We start from the raw sequence: 14,335 nt of genomic DNA on the forward strand, positions 1-14,335 counted from the left end.
GCCGCGCATGTGATCAGGTGGTGACGGCGCCCGTCAGGCGCTGTGCACGGGGCGCGTCAGCGCCTTGACGAACTCCTCGAGGTGCGCCGTCGTCCAGCACTCGAACGCCTCGCAGTGCTGCTCGTAGGTCGCGATCACCGAGTCGCCGTAGTTCCAGTACAGCCGCGGCTCGGGGTTCAGCCAGAACGTCCGGCCGGCCTTCGCCGCGATCTGCCCGAACGTGTCGGCCGCCGGGTCGCGGCCGTTCGTGCGGGCGTCCCCGAGCACGATCACGGTCGACCGCGGGTGCAGGTCGCCCTCGACCTGCTCGCGGAACTCGCGCCAGACGCGCCCGTAGTCGGTGTAGCCGGAGACGTCGGCGACCCCGGCGTCGCGGCCGATCGCCTCGCTGACGGCGCGGAAGTTCCGCTCCTTCTCGAAGACCTCGGTGACCTCGCTGATCCGCTCGATGAAGACGAACGAGCGCATCTTGCGGAACGAGTCGTGCAGCGCGTGCAGCACGCTGAGGAAGAACACGGAGGCGCTCGCGACCGAGGTGGAGACGTCGCAGACGACGTAGATCTCCGGGCGGCGCGGCCGCTTGGGCTTGTACTTCAGCTCGACCGGCACGCCGCCGGTCTGCAGCGACGCGCGCATCGTCTTGCGCACGTCGACCTGGGCGTGGCGGCGCGAGCCGCGCTGCTCCTGGCCCTGGGTCTTGAGCCGGCGCTTGAGCTGCATCACCGTGCGGTGCACCGCGGCGAGGTCCTGGAGCGGGCCGGACGGCAGCGCGCGGTCGATCTCGTTCAGCGGCCGGGCGGGCGGCAGCTGCTCGGTCCGCTCGATCTGGCTGCGCTCGAGCTCGCGGCGCAGCAGCTGCTCGAAGCGGCGGATCTCGTCGCGCGGGAGCCCCTCGTGGCGCGGGTCGTCCTGTGGCAGCTCCGGCTGCGGCTCGGCGCGCAGGCCGAGCTGGCGGCGGATCCGCTGGACGTCGACCCCGACCACGCCCGAGCCCTCGCCCTGCTGGCCGAACGCGGCGATCGCCACCCGCGCGAGGTCGGACATCGCGTCGCCGTCGCCGTCCTGGATGGCCTGCGCGATGAGCTTGCGCAGCTCCTCCATGTCGAACTCGCCGGCGCCCTCGAAGTCGATGCCGCCCTCCTCGCGCACCCCCTCCTCGATGGCGGCGACCTCGGCCGCGCGGAAGAAGAAGCGGTCGAAGACCTGGCCGAAGATCCGCCGGTCCTCGGGGGACTTCGCGATCGTCGTCGACAGCGCCTCGCGGAACACGTCGCGCTCGGTCCAGCTGACGTGGTCGAGCACCGAGAACGCGTCGAGCAGCTCGGACGTGCCGACCGCGACGCCCTCGCCGCGCAGCTCCTCGCCGAACTCCAGCAGCCGTGCCGCCATCCCGTCCTGGCGCTCGGCGCTGCGGGCGTACAGGGCGGCCTGGCGCGGGTTCGGCGTCCGCTTGCCGGGACCGGGGGCGGGGGGCGCGGGCACGGTCGCCGCCTACGAGGCGAGCCCGGGCGTGAGCTTCACGCCGACGCGCTCGCTGACGACGTCGAGGTCGGTGCGGTGCTTGACGATGATCGACATCGTGTTCTTGAACGTCTCGGCGTCGATGTCGGTGGCCCCGAGCAGCAGCAGCGCGCGGGCCCAGTCGATCGACTCGGCGATGCTCGGCGGCTTCTTGATGTCGAGGTCGCGCACGAGCTGGACGATCTCGACGAGCCGGCGGCCGACCGCGTCGGGCAGCTCCGGCGTGTGGAGCTTCACGATCTCGAGCTCGTGCTCGAGCTCGGGGTAGTCGAGCCAGAGGTACAGGCAGCGCCGCTTGAGCGCCTCGGTGAGCTCGCGCGAGTTGTTGGACGTCAGCAGCACGATCGGCCGCGAGCTCGCGGTGACGGTCCCGAGCTCCGGGATCGACACCTGGAAGTCCGACAGGATCTCGAGCAGCATCGCCTCGAACTCCTGGTCGGTCTTGTCGATCTCGTCGATCAGCAGCACGACCGGCTGCTCGCTGGAGATCGCCTGCAGCAGCGGGCGGGTGAGCAGGAACTCCTCGCCGAAGATGTCGTCCTGCACCGTCGACCAGCCGGACTCGTCGCGGCCCTCGGCCTGGATGCGCAGCAGCTGCTTGCGGTAGTTCCACTCGTACAGCGCCTTGGACTCGTCCAGGCCCTCGTAGCACTGCAGGCGCACGAGCTCGCGTCCCGTGTACTGCGCGAGCGCCTTCGCGAGCTGCGTCTTCCCGACCCCCGCCGGACCCTCGACGAGGATCGGCTTGCCGAGCTGCGCGGCCAGGTAGGAGACGAGCGCGGTCGACTCGCCCGGCAGGTAGCCGGTGGCCAGCAGGCCTGCGGACAGCGCTTCGACGGACTCAGGGGTGACGGGAGTCGGCATGAGACGCGACACGATATCGGTGTGCGATCCTCGGACCGTGTCCCCGAGCGCCGTGGTCGTGACGGCCGCCATCTCGGCGGCCCCCGTGCTGGGTCTGATGGCGTTCGGGGTCGTCCTCGCCATCGCCGGTCACATGGCGCGCAACATGCGCGTCGCCGCGCTCGGGATCGGGGCGCTGTTCCTGGCGACCGGCCTGATGATGGTGCTCGGGTTCGCGTCCTACCAGGACGACAAGCGCGACCCGCGCAAGTGCAGCGACGAGCCGGACTACGCGCAGTTCTGCAAGCGCTGAGCGCGCCGCGGCCGCTCAGCCGCGGGTGCGCAGCGTCCGCGTGAAGCCGACCACGCGGCCGGTCAGGTCGCGGGCGCGGACGGTGACGCGCAGCGGGCCGGGCCGCGTCGCGCGCGGCAGCGCCACGGCGGCGGTGAAGGACCGCGTGGCCCGGCTGCGGCGGGCGGTGGCGATCGTCGTGGCGGCCCCGCCCCGCACCCGGCGGACGGTGATCCGCAGGTCGGTGACCGGCAGGCGGACCGCGAGGCTCAGCCGCAGCGCGCCGGTGCGGGAGCGGTTCGCGCGGCGCAGGCCGAGCACGCGCTCCGCCGCCAGCGTCGGGCTGGCGGGCGCGGGGGAGGGGGTGGGCGCCGGGGCCGTCGGGACGGCCGACGGATCGGGGCCCGCGTTGCGCACGATCCAGGCGGCGAGGTCGGGGGCGCCGATCCGCGCGTAGACCCCGTACTGCGTCGGGAAGCCGCAGCCCAGGCCGAACGAGACGACCCCGACGAGCAGCGGAGCGCCGCCGTCCTCCACCATCAGCGGGCCGCCCGAGTCACCCTGGCAGGAGTCGCGGCCGCCCAGGCCGTTGCCCGCGCAGAGCATCGTCGCCGGGTCGTAGCCGAAGGTGTTCTGGTACGTCGCGTTGCAGGTGCGGTCGCTCTGGATCGGCACCTCGACCTGCTGCAGGTTCGGGTTGGTGGCGGGCGCCTGGAAGCTCGCGCTGCCCCAGCCGATCACCGTCGCGGTCGTGCCGGCGGACCACCGGGACTCCTGTCCCGGCTGGACGACGCGGATCGGCGCGCCGCGAGGGGCGCGCTCGAGCTCGACGAGCGCGACGTCGTTGCTGGCGCCCACCGGGGTCCCGTAGGACTCGTGGCGGATCACGCGCCGGGCCGGGATCCGCTCGCCGGTGCGCACGTCGGTGCGGTCGGCGGTCCCGAGGACGAACGCGAGATCGGTCGCCGGGGTCACGCGCGAGCCGTCGTCGACGCAGTGCGCCGCGGTGAGGATCCAGGTCGGCCGCACGAGCGAGCCGCCGCAGATGAACCGGCCCTCCTGCTCCATCGCCGCCATCGCCGGATAGGCGCGGGTCGGCGGGCCGCCGCCCACGATCGCGTGCGCCGGCGTCGCCGGGGCCAGCAGGGCGGTCGCGGCGAGCGCGAGGAGCAGCGGGCGGCGCATGCCTGCACGATAGGCGCCCGCGGGTCGGCGGGCGCCGCAGCTCACATCTCGCGCTCGTCGAAGCTCAGCTGGCCGCCGGCGTCGCCCGGATCGGCGGGATCGCGGCGGGCCGCCGGCGGGCGCGCGGGCGGGGCGGGCGCCGTGGCACGGGCGCGCGGCCGCCCGTCGGGGGCGACCCGCGTCGGCTGCAGCGAGCTGTCCACGCGGGTGGCCCCGGTCGGCGGGTCCTCCGCCACCGGTGCCCCGGGCGGCGCGGCCGGGGCGGGCGCGGGAGCCGCGGCGGGCACGGGGTCGGCGTCGATCACCGGCGGCACCGGGCGTCGCGGCGTGCGCACCGCGGCGGGCAGCGGCGGCTCGAGCACGCGCGCGGCGCGCAGCCGCACGCCCGCGGAGGCGAGGAAGATCGCGGCGCCCAGCGCCAGGAAGATGCCCCAGCGCAGCCCGTAGGTCGTGACGAGCGTGCGCGTCGTCTCCTCGTCGGGCTGGTCGAGCAGCCGGTAGAAGATGAGGAACGCCGCCCAGCCGCCCGCGGCCGCGATGACGGTCCCGTCGCCGCCGGGCAGGTGGAAGGCGCGGCCCTCGCCGCGGCGGAAGAGCAGCAGCAGCACCGAGCCCGCCACCAGCAGCGTCGCCGCCTCGACGAACGAGAACGCGGTCCACGCCGACAGCGTGTCGGTGCTCTTGGCCAGCGCCTGGTCGCGGCCCTGCGTGACGATCGCGGTGACCGACTTCGAGTACCAGGGCAGGAACATCGTCACGACCATCGCGAGCGCGCCGTAGACCGCCAGGCGCTGCGCAGGCTCGAGCTGCGCGAACGACCGCGCGATCCGCCCGGCGAGCCCGGCGGCGAAGCGCCCGGCGCGCTGTGCCGCCCCGCCGGAGCCCGATGTCCTGGCGGGTCCCGGCTCAGCCATCGGCGTCGGCGGTCAGGGCGGACAGGGCGGCGAGTCGCCGCTCGACGAGGTCGCGCACGCGGTCGTCGACCGACGGGTCGCGGGCGACCTCGCGGGCCTCGAGCAGCGCCTCGCGGGCGCGCTCGGCCCGGTCGTCGGCGACGGTGGCGTCGGGCGTGTTCTTCAGCAGGTTGTCGGCGCGCAGCAGCAGGGTGCGGAGGCGATCTGCGGGCGCGGCGGACACGGCTCGATCGTAGCGCGGGGCCTCGGCGGCACGAACGCGTCGTTGCAGCGGCCCGCGACGTCGCCCGCACGGCCACCTGTCTGAACGTTAGCGTTCACCCTCATGCGCACCCCCGGGTCCCGTCCTGCACCGCGCCGCGCGGCCCTGTCGCTGCTGTCGGCCGCGCTCGTCGCCGCCTGCGCGCCCGCCCCCGCCCGCGCGCAGGACGAGCCGTTCACGGTCAAGACGCTGCGCTTCGACACCCGCGTCGGCCCCCAGGGGGACCAGCGCTGCGAGGTCGTCGGGGACCTCTACGTGCCCCGGTCGGCGACCGCGGCGACCCCGGCCCCGGCGATCCTCACCACGAACGGCTTCGGCGGGTCCAAGGACGACCAGGCGCCGGCGGCACGCGCGTTCGCCCGCCGCGGCTACGTCGTGCTGTCCTACTCCGGCCTGGGCTTCGGCGGCTCCCGCTGCCGCATCACGCTGGACGATCCGGACTTCGACGGACGTGCGGGGCAGCAGCTCATCACGTTCCTGGGCGGCGGCAGCGCCGCGACCGACGGGACCCGCATCGAGGTCGTGCGCCGCGACGCGCGCGGCAGCGACGGCCGGCCGTACGAGCACGACCCGCGCGTCGGGATGATCGGCGGCTCCTACGGCGGGCAGGTGCAGTTCGCCGTCGCGGGCGTCGACCCGCGGCTGGACACGATCGTCCCGCAGATCACCTGGAACGACCTCTCCTACGCGCTGGCCCCGAACAACACGAGCCTCGCCGAGGGCGTGAGCGCCGCGACACCGGGCGTCCACAAGACGCTCTGGACGACGCTGTTCTTCTCGGTCGGCCTGCTCCGCGGCGTCGAGTACGCGCTCGACGACCCGGCCCGGCTGCTGCCGTGCCCGAACTTCGCCGACCAGGCCTGCCGCGCGAAGCTCGAGATGGACGCCACCGGCCATCCAAGCCCGGCGACCGTCGCGTTCGCGCGACACGCCTCGGTCGCCACGTACCTCGACCGCGTCCGCATCCCGACGTTCCTGCAGCAGGGGCAGGCCGACACCCTCTTCAACCTCCAGGAGTCGCTGGCGACCTACCGCGGGCTCCGGGCGCGCGGCGTGCCGGTGCGCCTGTTCTGGCACCGCTGGGGCCACAGCGGCGGCGCCGCCCCGGGGGAGATCGACCCCGCCGAGCCCGAGCGCGGCTACGAGACGCGGCAGTCGCTGGCCTGGTTCGAGCACTACCTGAAGGACCGCGGTCCCCGGCCGCCGCAGGACTTCCAGTTCTTCCGCGACTGGGTCGACTACGAGGGCGACGCGGGCGCCGCCTACGCCGCCGCGCCCGCCTATCCGGTCGGCGCCACGCGCACGCTGCGGCTCAGCGGCACGGACGCGCTCGTGCCCGGCGGCGAGCCGGTGCGGGCCGGGGCCGCCGCCTTCACGACCACGGTGGCGAGCCTGCCGACGAGCTTCACCGAGCTCAGCGCGCTCACGCAGTCGCCGCCGGTCCGCGACCTCGACGGGACCTTCGCGGCGTGGTCGACCGCGCCGCTGCCGGACGACGTCACCTCGGTCGGCGTCCCGCGGCTGACCGTGCGCGTGCAGGCCCCGCGCTCCGCCGACCCGGCGTTCATGCCGGTCCTGTTCGCCAAGCTCTACGACGTCGCGCCCGACGGCACCGTCGAGCTCACCCATCGCCTCATCTCCCCGGTGCGGATCGCGGACCCGTCGCAGCCGGTCGAGATCGAGCTGCCGGGGGTCGTGCACCGCTACCGGCGCGGCCACACGATCCGCCTCGTGCTCGCCGGTGGCGACGCCGCCTACCGTGGCGGGACCGTCCCGATGGCGGTCCGCGTCCTCACCGACGCGACCACACCGGGGACGCTCGTGCTCCCCGTCGAGGGGGACCGGGGCCTGCCGACCGGCCTGGAGGCCGAGCGGGCGGCGGCGCGGACCTGCACGAGCCGCCGGACCGTCACGTTCCGCGTGCCGCTGCGCCGCGGCGAGCGGATCACACGGGTCGAGACGACCGTCGACGGGCGGCGGCGCACGGTCCGTCGCGGCCGGTCGCTGCGCGCGACGGTCGTCCTGGCGGGTCTCCCACGCGGGACCGTCCGGGTCCGGGTGCGCCTGCGCACCTCCCGGGACCGGACGATCACCCGCACGGGGACCTACCGTCTCTGCGCGCGCCGCTAGGCGTTCGTCGGGCTCGGCGTCGCGGTGGGCCGGACGGCGCTGCGGGCCGGGCCCTCCTCGGAGAACCCGATCCGCGCGTGCAGGCGCGTGAGCGGGGCGGGCGACCACCAGTTCCAGCGGCCCAGCAGCGCCATCAGCGACGGCACGAGCAGGGTCCGGACGATGAACGCGTCGACGAGCACGCCGACCGCGGCCCCGACGCCGATCTGCTTGATGAACAGCACCGAGGACGTGCTGAACGCGCCGATCGCGACGGCGAGGAGGATCGCCGCGGCGGTGACGACGGCACCGGTCCGCGCGACGCCCATCGCGACGACCTCGCGCTCGTCCACCGGCTCGCCGGAGGCCAGCGCCCGGTCGCGCAGCTCCTTGATGCGGCCGAGCAGGAACACGCCGTAGTCGGTGGAGAGGGCGAACACGAGCGTCGCGGTCACGACGAAGTCGGTGGCCTCGATCCCGCCGTTGCTCGTGTAGCCCAGCAGGCCCTCCAGGCGACCGTCCTGGAAGATCCAGGCGAGGACGCCGAGGGTCGTGCCGACGGTCAGCGCGTTCATCACCAGCGCCTTCAGCGGCAGGATCACCGAGCCGGTCATCAGCCACAGCACGACGAACGTCAGGACGGCGAGGATGCCGAGCGCGAGCGGCAGCCGGTCGCCGATCGAGGCCTGCTGGTCCAGGAACTCGGCGGCGACGCCACCGACCTGCACCTCCAGCGCGGTCGGCAGCTCGCGGATCTCGCGCACGACCTGCTGCGCGGTGTCGCTGGCGCGGCCGTCACGGGCGGTGACCGTCAGCTGCCAGGTGTCAGGCGCCAGCTGCACCGGGGCCTGCGCGCGGACGACGCCGGGCAGGTCGGCGACGGTGCGGGCCAGCGCCCCGACGGCCTGGCGGTCGGTGCCGCCGATCGCGACGGTGATCGGGTCGTTGTCGGTGGCGGTGAAGTCGCGCTGCAGCGTGTCGGCGACCTGCCGGGAGCTCAGCGACGTCGGGACGCTGGTCTGGTCGACCGGCGCCCACTGCGCACCGAGCGACGGGAGGGTCAGGACGACCATGACCGCGGCGGTGGCGAGCGCGATCAGCCCGGGGCGGCGCATGACCCCGTGGGAGATGCGGTACCAGCGGGTGGCGGCCTCCTCGCCGGTGTCGCGCACGGCGAGCTTCTCGCCCCACAGCGCGAGGAAGACCGGGGTGACGAGCAGGGACAGCACGGCGGCGACAATCGCGACGACGGCACCGCCGATGCCCATCGACTGCAGGAAGTTCAGCGGGAACACGATCAGCGCGGCGAGGGCGATCGCCACGGTGGCGGCGCTGAACGCGACGGTGCGGCCGGCGGTCGCGAGCGTCGCGGCGATCGCGGCCCGGCCGGGACCGTGCTCGGCGAGCTCCTCGCGGTAGCGGGTGAGCAGCAGCAGGGTGTAGTCGATCGCCAGGCCAAGCCCGAGGCCGATGACGAGGTTGAGGGCGAAGATCGACAGCTCGGTCGCCGCGTTGACGAGCCGCAGCACGAGGAACGTCGAGAGCACGGTGGCGATGCCGACGACGAGCGGCATCACGGCGGCGCGACGGCCGCGGAAGAACAGCAGCGACAGGAGGACGAGGATCGGGAAGGCGATCGTCTCGGCGCGGCCGAGGTCCTCGGAGATCTGGTCGCCCATCTGCGTCTGGGCGACGAGGCTGCCGCCGAGCAGCACGCCCTCGCGGTCCCCGAAGCGGGACTCGAGCGTGGAGACGACGAGGTCGTCGTCGGCGTCGGCGCGCAGCAGCACCGCGTGCGCGGCGGTGCCGCCGTCGCGGGAGAGGAGCGCGCGGTCGCCGGAGGTGGCGAACGAGCTGACGGCGGCGACGCCGGGCACGGTGCGCAGCTCGCGGTCCAGGGCGGCGACCGCGGCACGGTCTCGGGTCTCCTGGAGCACGATCACCGAGGGGGAGACCTCGGTCTGCGTGGCCCGCTCGATCCGCTCGACGGCGGCGACGGACTCGGCGTCGGGGGCGACGAAGCCCCCGTCGTCCTGGAGGGCGCCGAAGACGGGGCCGCCCAGCGCGCCGGCGAACGCGATGAGCAGCACGACGCCGACGAGGGCGCGGCGGGGTCGGGTGATGAGCAGGTCGAGCAGGCGTGACATGGAGGTCCTTGGAGGAGGAGGGGCGACTGGACGGCCGTACATATACAGACGTAGATATACAGGTGTCAAGTTGTCCGGGTTGTGGGTATAGTCGACCTGTGGCCCCGTCCGACCGTCCCACCGCAGCCGCCCGGCCTCGCGCCGCCCGCGGCGACGGCGAGCTCCTGCGCGAGCACCTGCTCGACGCCGCGAGCGAGCTCGTCCACGAGCAGGGCACGGCGGCGAAGCTCTCGATCCGCCAGGTGACCAAGCGCGCCGGGGTCTCGCCGATGGCGCTTTACCTGCACTTCGAGTCGCTCCCCGCGCTGATCGACGAGCTGATCGAGCACGGCTTCGTCCGCTTCCGCGCCGCCCTGCACGACGCCGCCGAGCGGGTGCCCGCCGACGACGCGGTCGGGCGCCTGCAGGCCCTCGGCATCGCCTACCTGCGGTTCGCGCGCGAGGAGCCCGCGATCTACAGCGTGATCTTCGGCGACGAGCACGAGCGCCAGCACGCGGAGAGCCCCGAGCACACGTCGAGCTCCGGCAGCGCGGCCTTCGAGGACCTCGTCGGCGCGATCGCCGCCTGCCAGGCCGCGGGACTCGGCCGCCCCGGGGACCCCGCCGCGCTCGGCATCGGCGTCTGGTCCTCGATGCACGGCTTCGCGATGCTGTGCACGATCGACGACGACCCGAAGCTCACCTGGCCGAGCGACGAGACGTTCGCCGCGATGATCTACGACGCCTGGATCGCGCCTCGTCCCTGACGCGGGACCGCCGACCGTCGCTCAGACGATCGGGATGTCCTGCACGTCCGGCCCGGCGCCTGCCGGTCGCGGCGTCGCCGACGCCGGACCCATGCGCTCCACGAGCCAGTCGATCAGGGCGCGCACCAGCAGCAGGACCTGACGCACGACCTCGGTGAGCTGCTCCTGCAGCTCCGCGGGGACGAGCGCGCGCAGCGACTCCAGCAGGGCGACGAGCGCCTGCAGCTCCCCGGCGCGGGCCTCGCGGTCGCCGCCGGTGCGCCAGCCGGCCGGCGGGGTGCGCCCCTGCTCGTGCGCTGCCCGCGCGTCCGCGGCCTCGCCCGCGAGGGCGCTCGGCCGCCTCCTGGGTGTCCTGGATGCGGCGGCGGAGCTCGTCGAGCGGGTCGTCGTCGGGGCGGTCAGTCATGGGCGAACGTCACGTGCAGGGCGCCGTCGGCGAACGACGCCCCCGACGGACGATAGTCCGCGAGCGCCGGCGGCAGCAGGAGGGTGCGCTTGTGGCCGTCGACGCGCACCACCAGCTCGAGCCCGATCTTCTTCAGCGAGATGTCGCCCTTCTCGGCGAACGGCAGGTCGAGCCGCAGCGTCGCCGAGTCGCGGCGCACCGTCAGCTCCTGCGAGACGGACCCGTGCAGCACGCCGTCCGCGGCGTGGTCGCCGAACAGCGCCCCGCCGAGCTCGTCGAGCATCGCGGGCCCGACGACCTCGCGGTCGAAGTACGGGGCGCGCAGCACCGGAACGGGGGAGAAGGCCTCCTGCACCTCGACGAGCTGCTCCTGCTGGCGGTCGCGCCAGGCGCCGAAGTACGCCCCGACGTCCTGCGGGAAGACCCGGTTGACGACGACCGCGTCGGTGAGGAAGCCGTAGAGGTTCAGGTAGGTGAACGTCCGGCGTGCCTCGTCGATGACCATCCGGTCCGGGTTCATGACCAGCCGCAGCGAGACGTGCTCGTGGTCGCGGAGGATCTCGTTCATCGCGATGAGGTTGCGGATCAGCCGCTGGACGTCCTCCATCACCGCCTCGCCGGGCAGTGCGACGTCCAGGACGGCGCGCGCGAACGGCCGGGCGGCGTCCATCAGGCGCGACTGCTGCGGGAAGACCTTCTCCAGCCACCACCGGGCGACGTCGGGGAACGACAGCAGGCGCAGCGTCTCCCCGGTCGGCGCGCAGTCGACGATCACGACGTCGTAGGCGCCCTCCTCGTAGTGGCGCTTGAGCGCCAGCAGGCTGAACAGCTCGTCCAGGCCCGGCGGGACGGTCAGCTCCTCGGCGCTGATCCGGTCGACCCCGCGCTCCACGAGGATCTGCCCGAGCCAGGCCTGCACGGCCGCCCAGTTGCGCTCCATCTCCTCCTGCGCGCCGACCTGCTGGGCGTCCAGCAGCGGCCCGACCGGGGTCGGCTCGCCGCCGACGTCCTGCCCGAGGCTGTCGGCGAGGCTGTGCGCGGGGTCGGTCGAGAGCACGATCGTGCGTCGGCCGGCGGCCGCGCACGCGCGCGCCGTGGCCGCGGCGACCGACGTCTTCCCGACCCCGCCCTTGCCCGTGTAGAGGATGGTGCGCGGCGGCATCGAGCCCGCAAGGCTACTTCGCGGACGCCACCTTCACCGCGCCCGAGACGATCGTCGCGTTGCCCGCGAGGTCGACCGCCCGGACGCTGATCGCGTAGGACCCGGGAGCCTTCGGGGTGAAGCGCAGGGCCTGCGTGCCGCGCCCTAGGCGGACGGTCCGGCCCGCGACCGGGCGGCCGGCCCGCGTGACGCGCGTGGTGACCGTCGAGATCTTCGACAGCACGTACGGCACCGTCACCCCGCGCCGGGCGCGGGCGCGCGCCGGGCGGGCGGCCCGCAGCGTCACCACCGGCCGTGTCCGCAGGTAGCCGGTGAAGCGCTCGGCGGTCCCGCAGTAGAGCGCCGGGTCGGGGACGGCGGGCGTCGCCGTCGCGCCGCCCGCGGCCTGGGCGGCGGCGGCCCGCGCGGTGTCGTCGGTCAGGCGGCCGCAGAGGTTGCGCAGGAAGTCCCGCAGCAGCGTGTGGTACCCGAGGTCCGACTCGCGCGCCTGCGAGTACATCGACCAGGCACCCGTGTCGTAGGCGGGCACCTCGCGCCGCAGCTGCGCCTCGCCGTCGGCGAACAGCGCGCGGCCCCCGTCGTCGTTGGCGAAGGTCGCGAAGTCGCGCAGGCCGATGAGCGACTGCACGAACCCGTTGAGCACCCGCAGCCGCGGGGCGAACGAGTAGATGAGGTAGTGCGCGCCGGCGTCGGTCGCGACCCGGACGCCGGTGGGCGGGGGCGTGCGGAAGATCCCCAGCGCGGCCCGCGCGGTGTCGAAGTACGGGCCGTGCCCGAGGCGGATCGCGGCGCGCGACAGCGCCTGGACCGCGGTCCCCTGCGACAGCGCGCTGACCCACGGCGGCCGGCCGCCGTCGAAGCGGAACCAGGACTCCCAGGCCAGGCCGCCGGCCCGCGGGGTGGCGAGGGCGACCGCCTCGTCGAGCAGGGCGCGCAGCTCGGGATCGTGGTCGCCCGAGAGGAACAGGCCGTTGGCCTTGCCGAACGTGCCGAGCCACTGCAGCTGGATGCCCTGGCCGGGGTAGCTCTGCCAGACGAGCCGGCTGCCGGAGAACGCGACCCGCTGCCCGTACCCGACGAGCCGTCCGGCCGCCCACCACTGGCGGTTGCGGGCGACGGTCTGGAAGACGGCCGGCAGCCGCGCGGCCGTGAGCGCGCCGGCCGCGGCGACCTCGTCGACCGTGCGCAGCACCCCGCGCAGCTCGACCGCGCGGCGGCCGGTCAGCCGTCGCAGCGTCCGCTGCGCGGCGTCCCACGTGTCGCGGTGGCGGTCGTGGGTCGCCGCGTCGATCGCGCCCGCGTCGCGCAGCCGTGCGAGCTCGCCGCGCACGGTCCGCCGGGAGCGCGCCGCGCGACCGACCGCCCCGTCCGGCGCCGTCGCGGAGGCCGGGGCGGTGACCCGACCGACCGGTCGGTCGGGAGCGGGAAGGAAGCGGTCGTCGCGGGCGGTCACCTGGCCGTCGGGCTCCAGCACGAGCAGCGGGGCGCCGGCCGCGGGGCCGGCGAGGGCCAGGGCGACGAGCGCGGCCGCGAGCAGGGCGATCGGCGTGGCGCGCACGGGACCGATGCTACGCTCGCCGCCGCCGCGGGCCGCAGCCTGCGTTGCACGTCCGATTCTTGAGGGAGTAGTCCGACCGTGCCGTCCACCCGTCGTGCCGTCCAGGTCCTGTTCACCCTGCTCGCGCTGGTCGCCGGCGGGCTCACGCTCGCCGCGTGCGGCGGCGGCGACGACGGCGGCGGAGGGGACGACAGCGTCTCGGGCATCCTCACCTCGACCTTCGGATCGGACAAGCCGATCCGCAGCGGCAAGCTCGACGTCGCGGTCTCGCTCGACGCGCAGGGCCTGCCGAGCCTCACCGGTCCGGTGGCGCTGAAGCTCACCGGCCCGTTCCAGAGCAACGGCAGCGAGAAGCTCCCCGCGTTCGACTTCGACCTGTCGCTCGACGCGTCCGGCCAGTCGTTCACCGCCGGGGCCGTGAGCACGGGCGACAAGGGCTTCCTGACCTTCCAGAACCAGAACTTCGCGGTCGGCGACGAGCTCTTCCAGAGCTTCAAGACCGGCTACCAGCAGGCCCAGAAGGAGGCGGGCAGCCAGGAGGACGGCCCGACCTTCAAGGCGCTCGGCATCGACCCGCTGCGCTGGCTGAGCGGCGCGAAGAAGGCCGGCACCGCCGAGACGGGCGGGACCGGCACGACGCACATCACCGCGACCGTCGACGTCCCGAAGTTCCTCCTGGACATCAACACGCTGCTGGAGAAGGCCGACGACCTCGGCGTCGCGCAGCAGGCGCCCGCCGAGGTGCCCGCCACGCTGACCCAGGCCCAGCGCACGCAGATCGCCGAGGCGGTCAAGAGCGCGAAGGTCGACGTCTACTCCGGCCAGGACGACCAGCTGCTGCGCCGGATGGTCGTCGCGGTCCAGTTCGACGTGCCGCAGGCCGAGCGCGCCGGCGTCGGCGGCCTCGAGGGCGGCACGCTGAAGCTCGACCTCACGATCGCCGACCTCAACGAGGAGCAGAAGATCTCCGCGCCCGCGAACGCGCGGCCGCTGGAGGAGCTCACCGGCCAGCTCGGCGGCGGCGCGACCACCGGTGCGGCGGGCGCGTCCGGCACCACCGGTGCGGGCGGCGCGGCGAGCGAGGCGGGCGGGGCGCCGGCCGCCAACCCGGAGTACCTGGAGTGCCTGGACCGGGCCGGGACGGACCTGCGCAAGGTCCAGGAGTGTGCCGGGGCGCTGACCGGGTAGGT

General features: G+C 74.5%; 13 protein-coding genes. 4 read left to right on the forward strand and 9 right to left on the reverse strand.

Annotated elements, in window-relative coordinates:
- Window positions 1-33: 33 nt before the first annotated feature.
- Window positions 34-1,482, reverse strand: a complete 1,449-nt coding sequence (locus GKE82_RS21960) for a VWA domain-containing protein (RefSeq protein ID WP_233243908.1) — start codon at window positions 1,480-1,482, stop codon at window positions 34-36.
- A gap of 9 nt (window positions 1,483-1,491) precedes the next feature.
- Window positions 1,492-2,385 carry a MoxR family ATPase gene (locus GKE82_RS21965; RefSeq protein ID WP_154734767.1) on the reverse strand — a complete coding sequence of 298 codons (894 nt, stop codon included), beginning with the start codon at window positions 2,383-2,385 and terminating at the stop codon, window positions 1,492-1,494.
- Window positions 2,386-2,422: 37 nt separating this feature from the next.
- Here GKE82_RS21965 and GKE82_RS21970 point away from each other — a divergent pair, with 37 nt between their 5' ends.
- Window positions 2,423-2,677, forward strand: a complete 255-nt coding sequence (locus GKE82_RS21970; RefSeq protein ID WP_107570268.1) for a hypothetical protein — start codon at window positions 2,423-2,425, stop codon at window positions 2,675-2,677.
- 15 nt (window positions 2,678-2,692) lie between these two features.
- Here GKE82_RS21970 and GKE82_RS21975 read toward each other — a convergent pair whose 3' ends face one another.
- Genes GKE82_RS21975 through GKE82_RS21985 form a run of 3 tightly spaced genes read right to left on the reverse strand, consistent with a single transcriptional unit; the run spans window position 2,693 to window position 4,978 of the window.
- Complete coding sequence (locus GKE82_RS21975) at window positions 2,693-3,841, reverse strand: serine protease (protein WP_154734768.1); 1,149 nt, start codon at window positions 3,839-3,841, stop codon at window positions 2,693-2,695.
- A gap of 41 nt (window positions 3,842-3,882) precedes the next feature.
- The gene (locus GKE82_RS21980) at window positions 3,883-4,755 is read right to left on the reverse strand and encodes a hypothetical protein (protein WP_154734769.1); all 873 of its coding nucleotides are present in this window, start codon (window positions 4,753-4,755) and stop codon (window positions 3,883-3,885) included.
- A complete protein-coding gene (locus GKE82_RS21985) occupies window positions 4,748-4,978 on the reverse strand; it encodes a hypothetical protein (protein ID WP_107570265.1) in 231 nt (76 codons plus the stop codon). Before GKE82_RS21985 ends, GKE82_RS21980 begins: the two co-directional genes overlap by 8 nt.
- Window positions 4,979-5,080: 102 nt before the next feature.
- Here GKE82_RS21985 and GKE82_RS21990 point away from each other — a divergent pair, with 102 nt between their 5' ends.
- Window positions 5,081-7,147: a CocE/NonD family hydrolase gene (locus tag GKE82_RS21990; RefSeq protein ID WP_154734770.1), complete on the forward strand. Its 2,067-nt coding sequence runs from the start codon at window positions 5,081-5,083 to the stop codon at window positions 7,145-7,147.
- Here GKE82_RS21990 and GKE82_RS21995 read toward each other — a convergent pair.
- A complete protein-coding gene (locus tag GKE82_RS21995) occupies window positions 7,144-9,273 on the reverse strand; it encodes an MMPL family transporter (protein ID WP_196189375.1) in 2,130 nt (709 codons plus the stop codon). The genes GKE82_RS21990 and GKE82_RS21995 overlap by 4 nt on opposite strands.
- Window positions 9,274-9,371: 98 nt before the next feature.
- Here GKE82_RS21995 and GKE82_RS22000 point away from each other — a divergent pair, with 98 nt between their 5' ends.
- Window positions 9,372-10,019 carry a TetR/AcrR family transcriptional regulator gene (locus GKE82_RS22000; protein WP_196189376.1) on the forward strand — a complete coding sequence of 216 codons (648 nt, stop codon included), beginning with the start codon at window positions 9,372-9,374 and terminating at the stop codon, window positions 10,017-10,019.
- A gap of 21 nt (window positions 10,020-10,040) precedes the next feature.
- Here GKE82_RS22000 and GKE82_RS30165 read toward each other — a convergent pair whose 3' ends face one another.
- The 3 genes from GKE82_RS30165 to GKE82_RS31010 all read right to left on the reverse strand — a co-directional run bounded on the left by GKE82_RS30165 (window position 10,041) and on the right by GKE82_RS31010 (window position 13,145).
- Window positions 10,041-10,166, reverse strand: a complete 126-nt coding sequence (locus GKE82_RS30165) for a hypothetical protein (RefSeq protein ID WP_255450744.1) — start codon at window positions 10,164-10,166, stop codon at window positions 10,041-10,043.
- A gap of 251 nt (window positions 10,167-10,417) precedes the next feature.
- Window positions 10,418-11,587, reverse strand: a complete 1,170-nt coding sequence (locus GKE82_RS22005; protein WP_107570261.1) for an ArsA family ATPase — start codon at window positions 11,585-11,587, stop codon at window positions 10,418-10,420.
- Between the two features lie 13 nt (window positions 11,588-11,600).
- Window positions 11,601-13,145 carry a D-glucuronyl C5-epimerase family protein gene (locus GKE82_RS31010; protein ID WP_154734773.1) on the reverse strand — a complete coding sequence of 515 codons (1,545 nt, stop codon included), beginning with the start codon at window positions 13,143-13,145 and terminating at the stop codon, window positions 11,601-11,603.
- A 78-nt stretch (window positions 13,146-13,223) separates the two neighbouring features.
- Here GKE82_RS31010 and GKE82_RS22015 point away from each other — a divergent pair, with 78 nt between their 5' ends.
- Window positions 13,224-14,333, forward strand: coding sequence for a hypothetical protein (locus GKE82_RS22015; RefSeq protein ID WP_154734774.1), 1,110 nt, complete (start codon window positions 13,224-13,226; stop codon window positions 14,331-14,333).
- Window positions 14,334-14,335: the final 2 nt, after the last annotated feature.

It is taken from the genome of Conexibacter sp. W3-3-2, from assembly GCF_009707605.1.
In the GTDB taxonomy this organism is placed as follows: Bacteria; Actinomycetota; Thermoleophilia; order Solirubrobacterales; family Solirubrobacteraceae; genus Paraconexibacter; species Paraconexibacter algicola.

Bases quoted from the DNA above. Each gene is read 5' to 3' on its own strand.
- GKE82_RS22005 (WP_107570261.1), bottom strand. From the start codon at position 11,587: ATGCCGCCGCGCACCATCCTCTACACGGGCAAGGGCGGGGTCGGGAAG.
- GKE82_RS21980 (WP_154734769.1), bottom strand. From the start codon at position 4,755: ATGGCTGAGCCGGGACCCGCCAGGACATCGGGCTCCGGCGGGGCGGCA.
- GKE82_RS21990 (WP_154734770.1), top strand. From the start codon at position 5,081: ATGCGCACCCCCGGGTCCCGTCCTGCACCGCGCCGCGCGGCCCTGTCG.
- GKE82_RS21975 (WP_154734768.1), bottom strand. From the start codon at position 3,841: ATGCGCCGCCCGCTGCTCCTCGCGCTCGCCGCGACCGCCCTGCTGGCC.
- GKE82_RS21995 (WP_196189375.1), bottom strand. From the start codon at position 9,273: ATGTCACGCCTGCTCGACCTGCTCATCACCCGACCCCGCCGCGCCCTC.
- GKE82_RS21965 (WP_154734767.1), bottom strand. From the start codon at position 2,385: ATGCCGACTCCCGTCACCCCTGAGTCCGTCGAAGCGCTGTCCGCAGGC.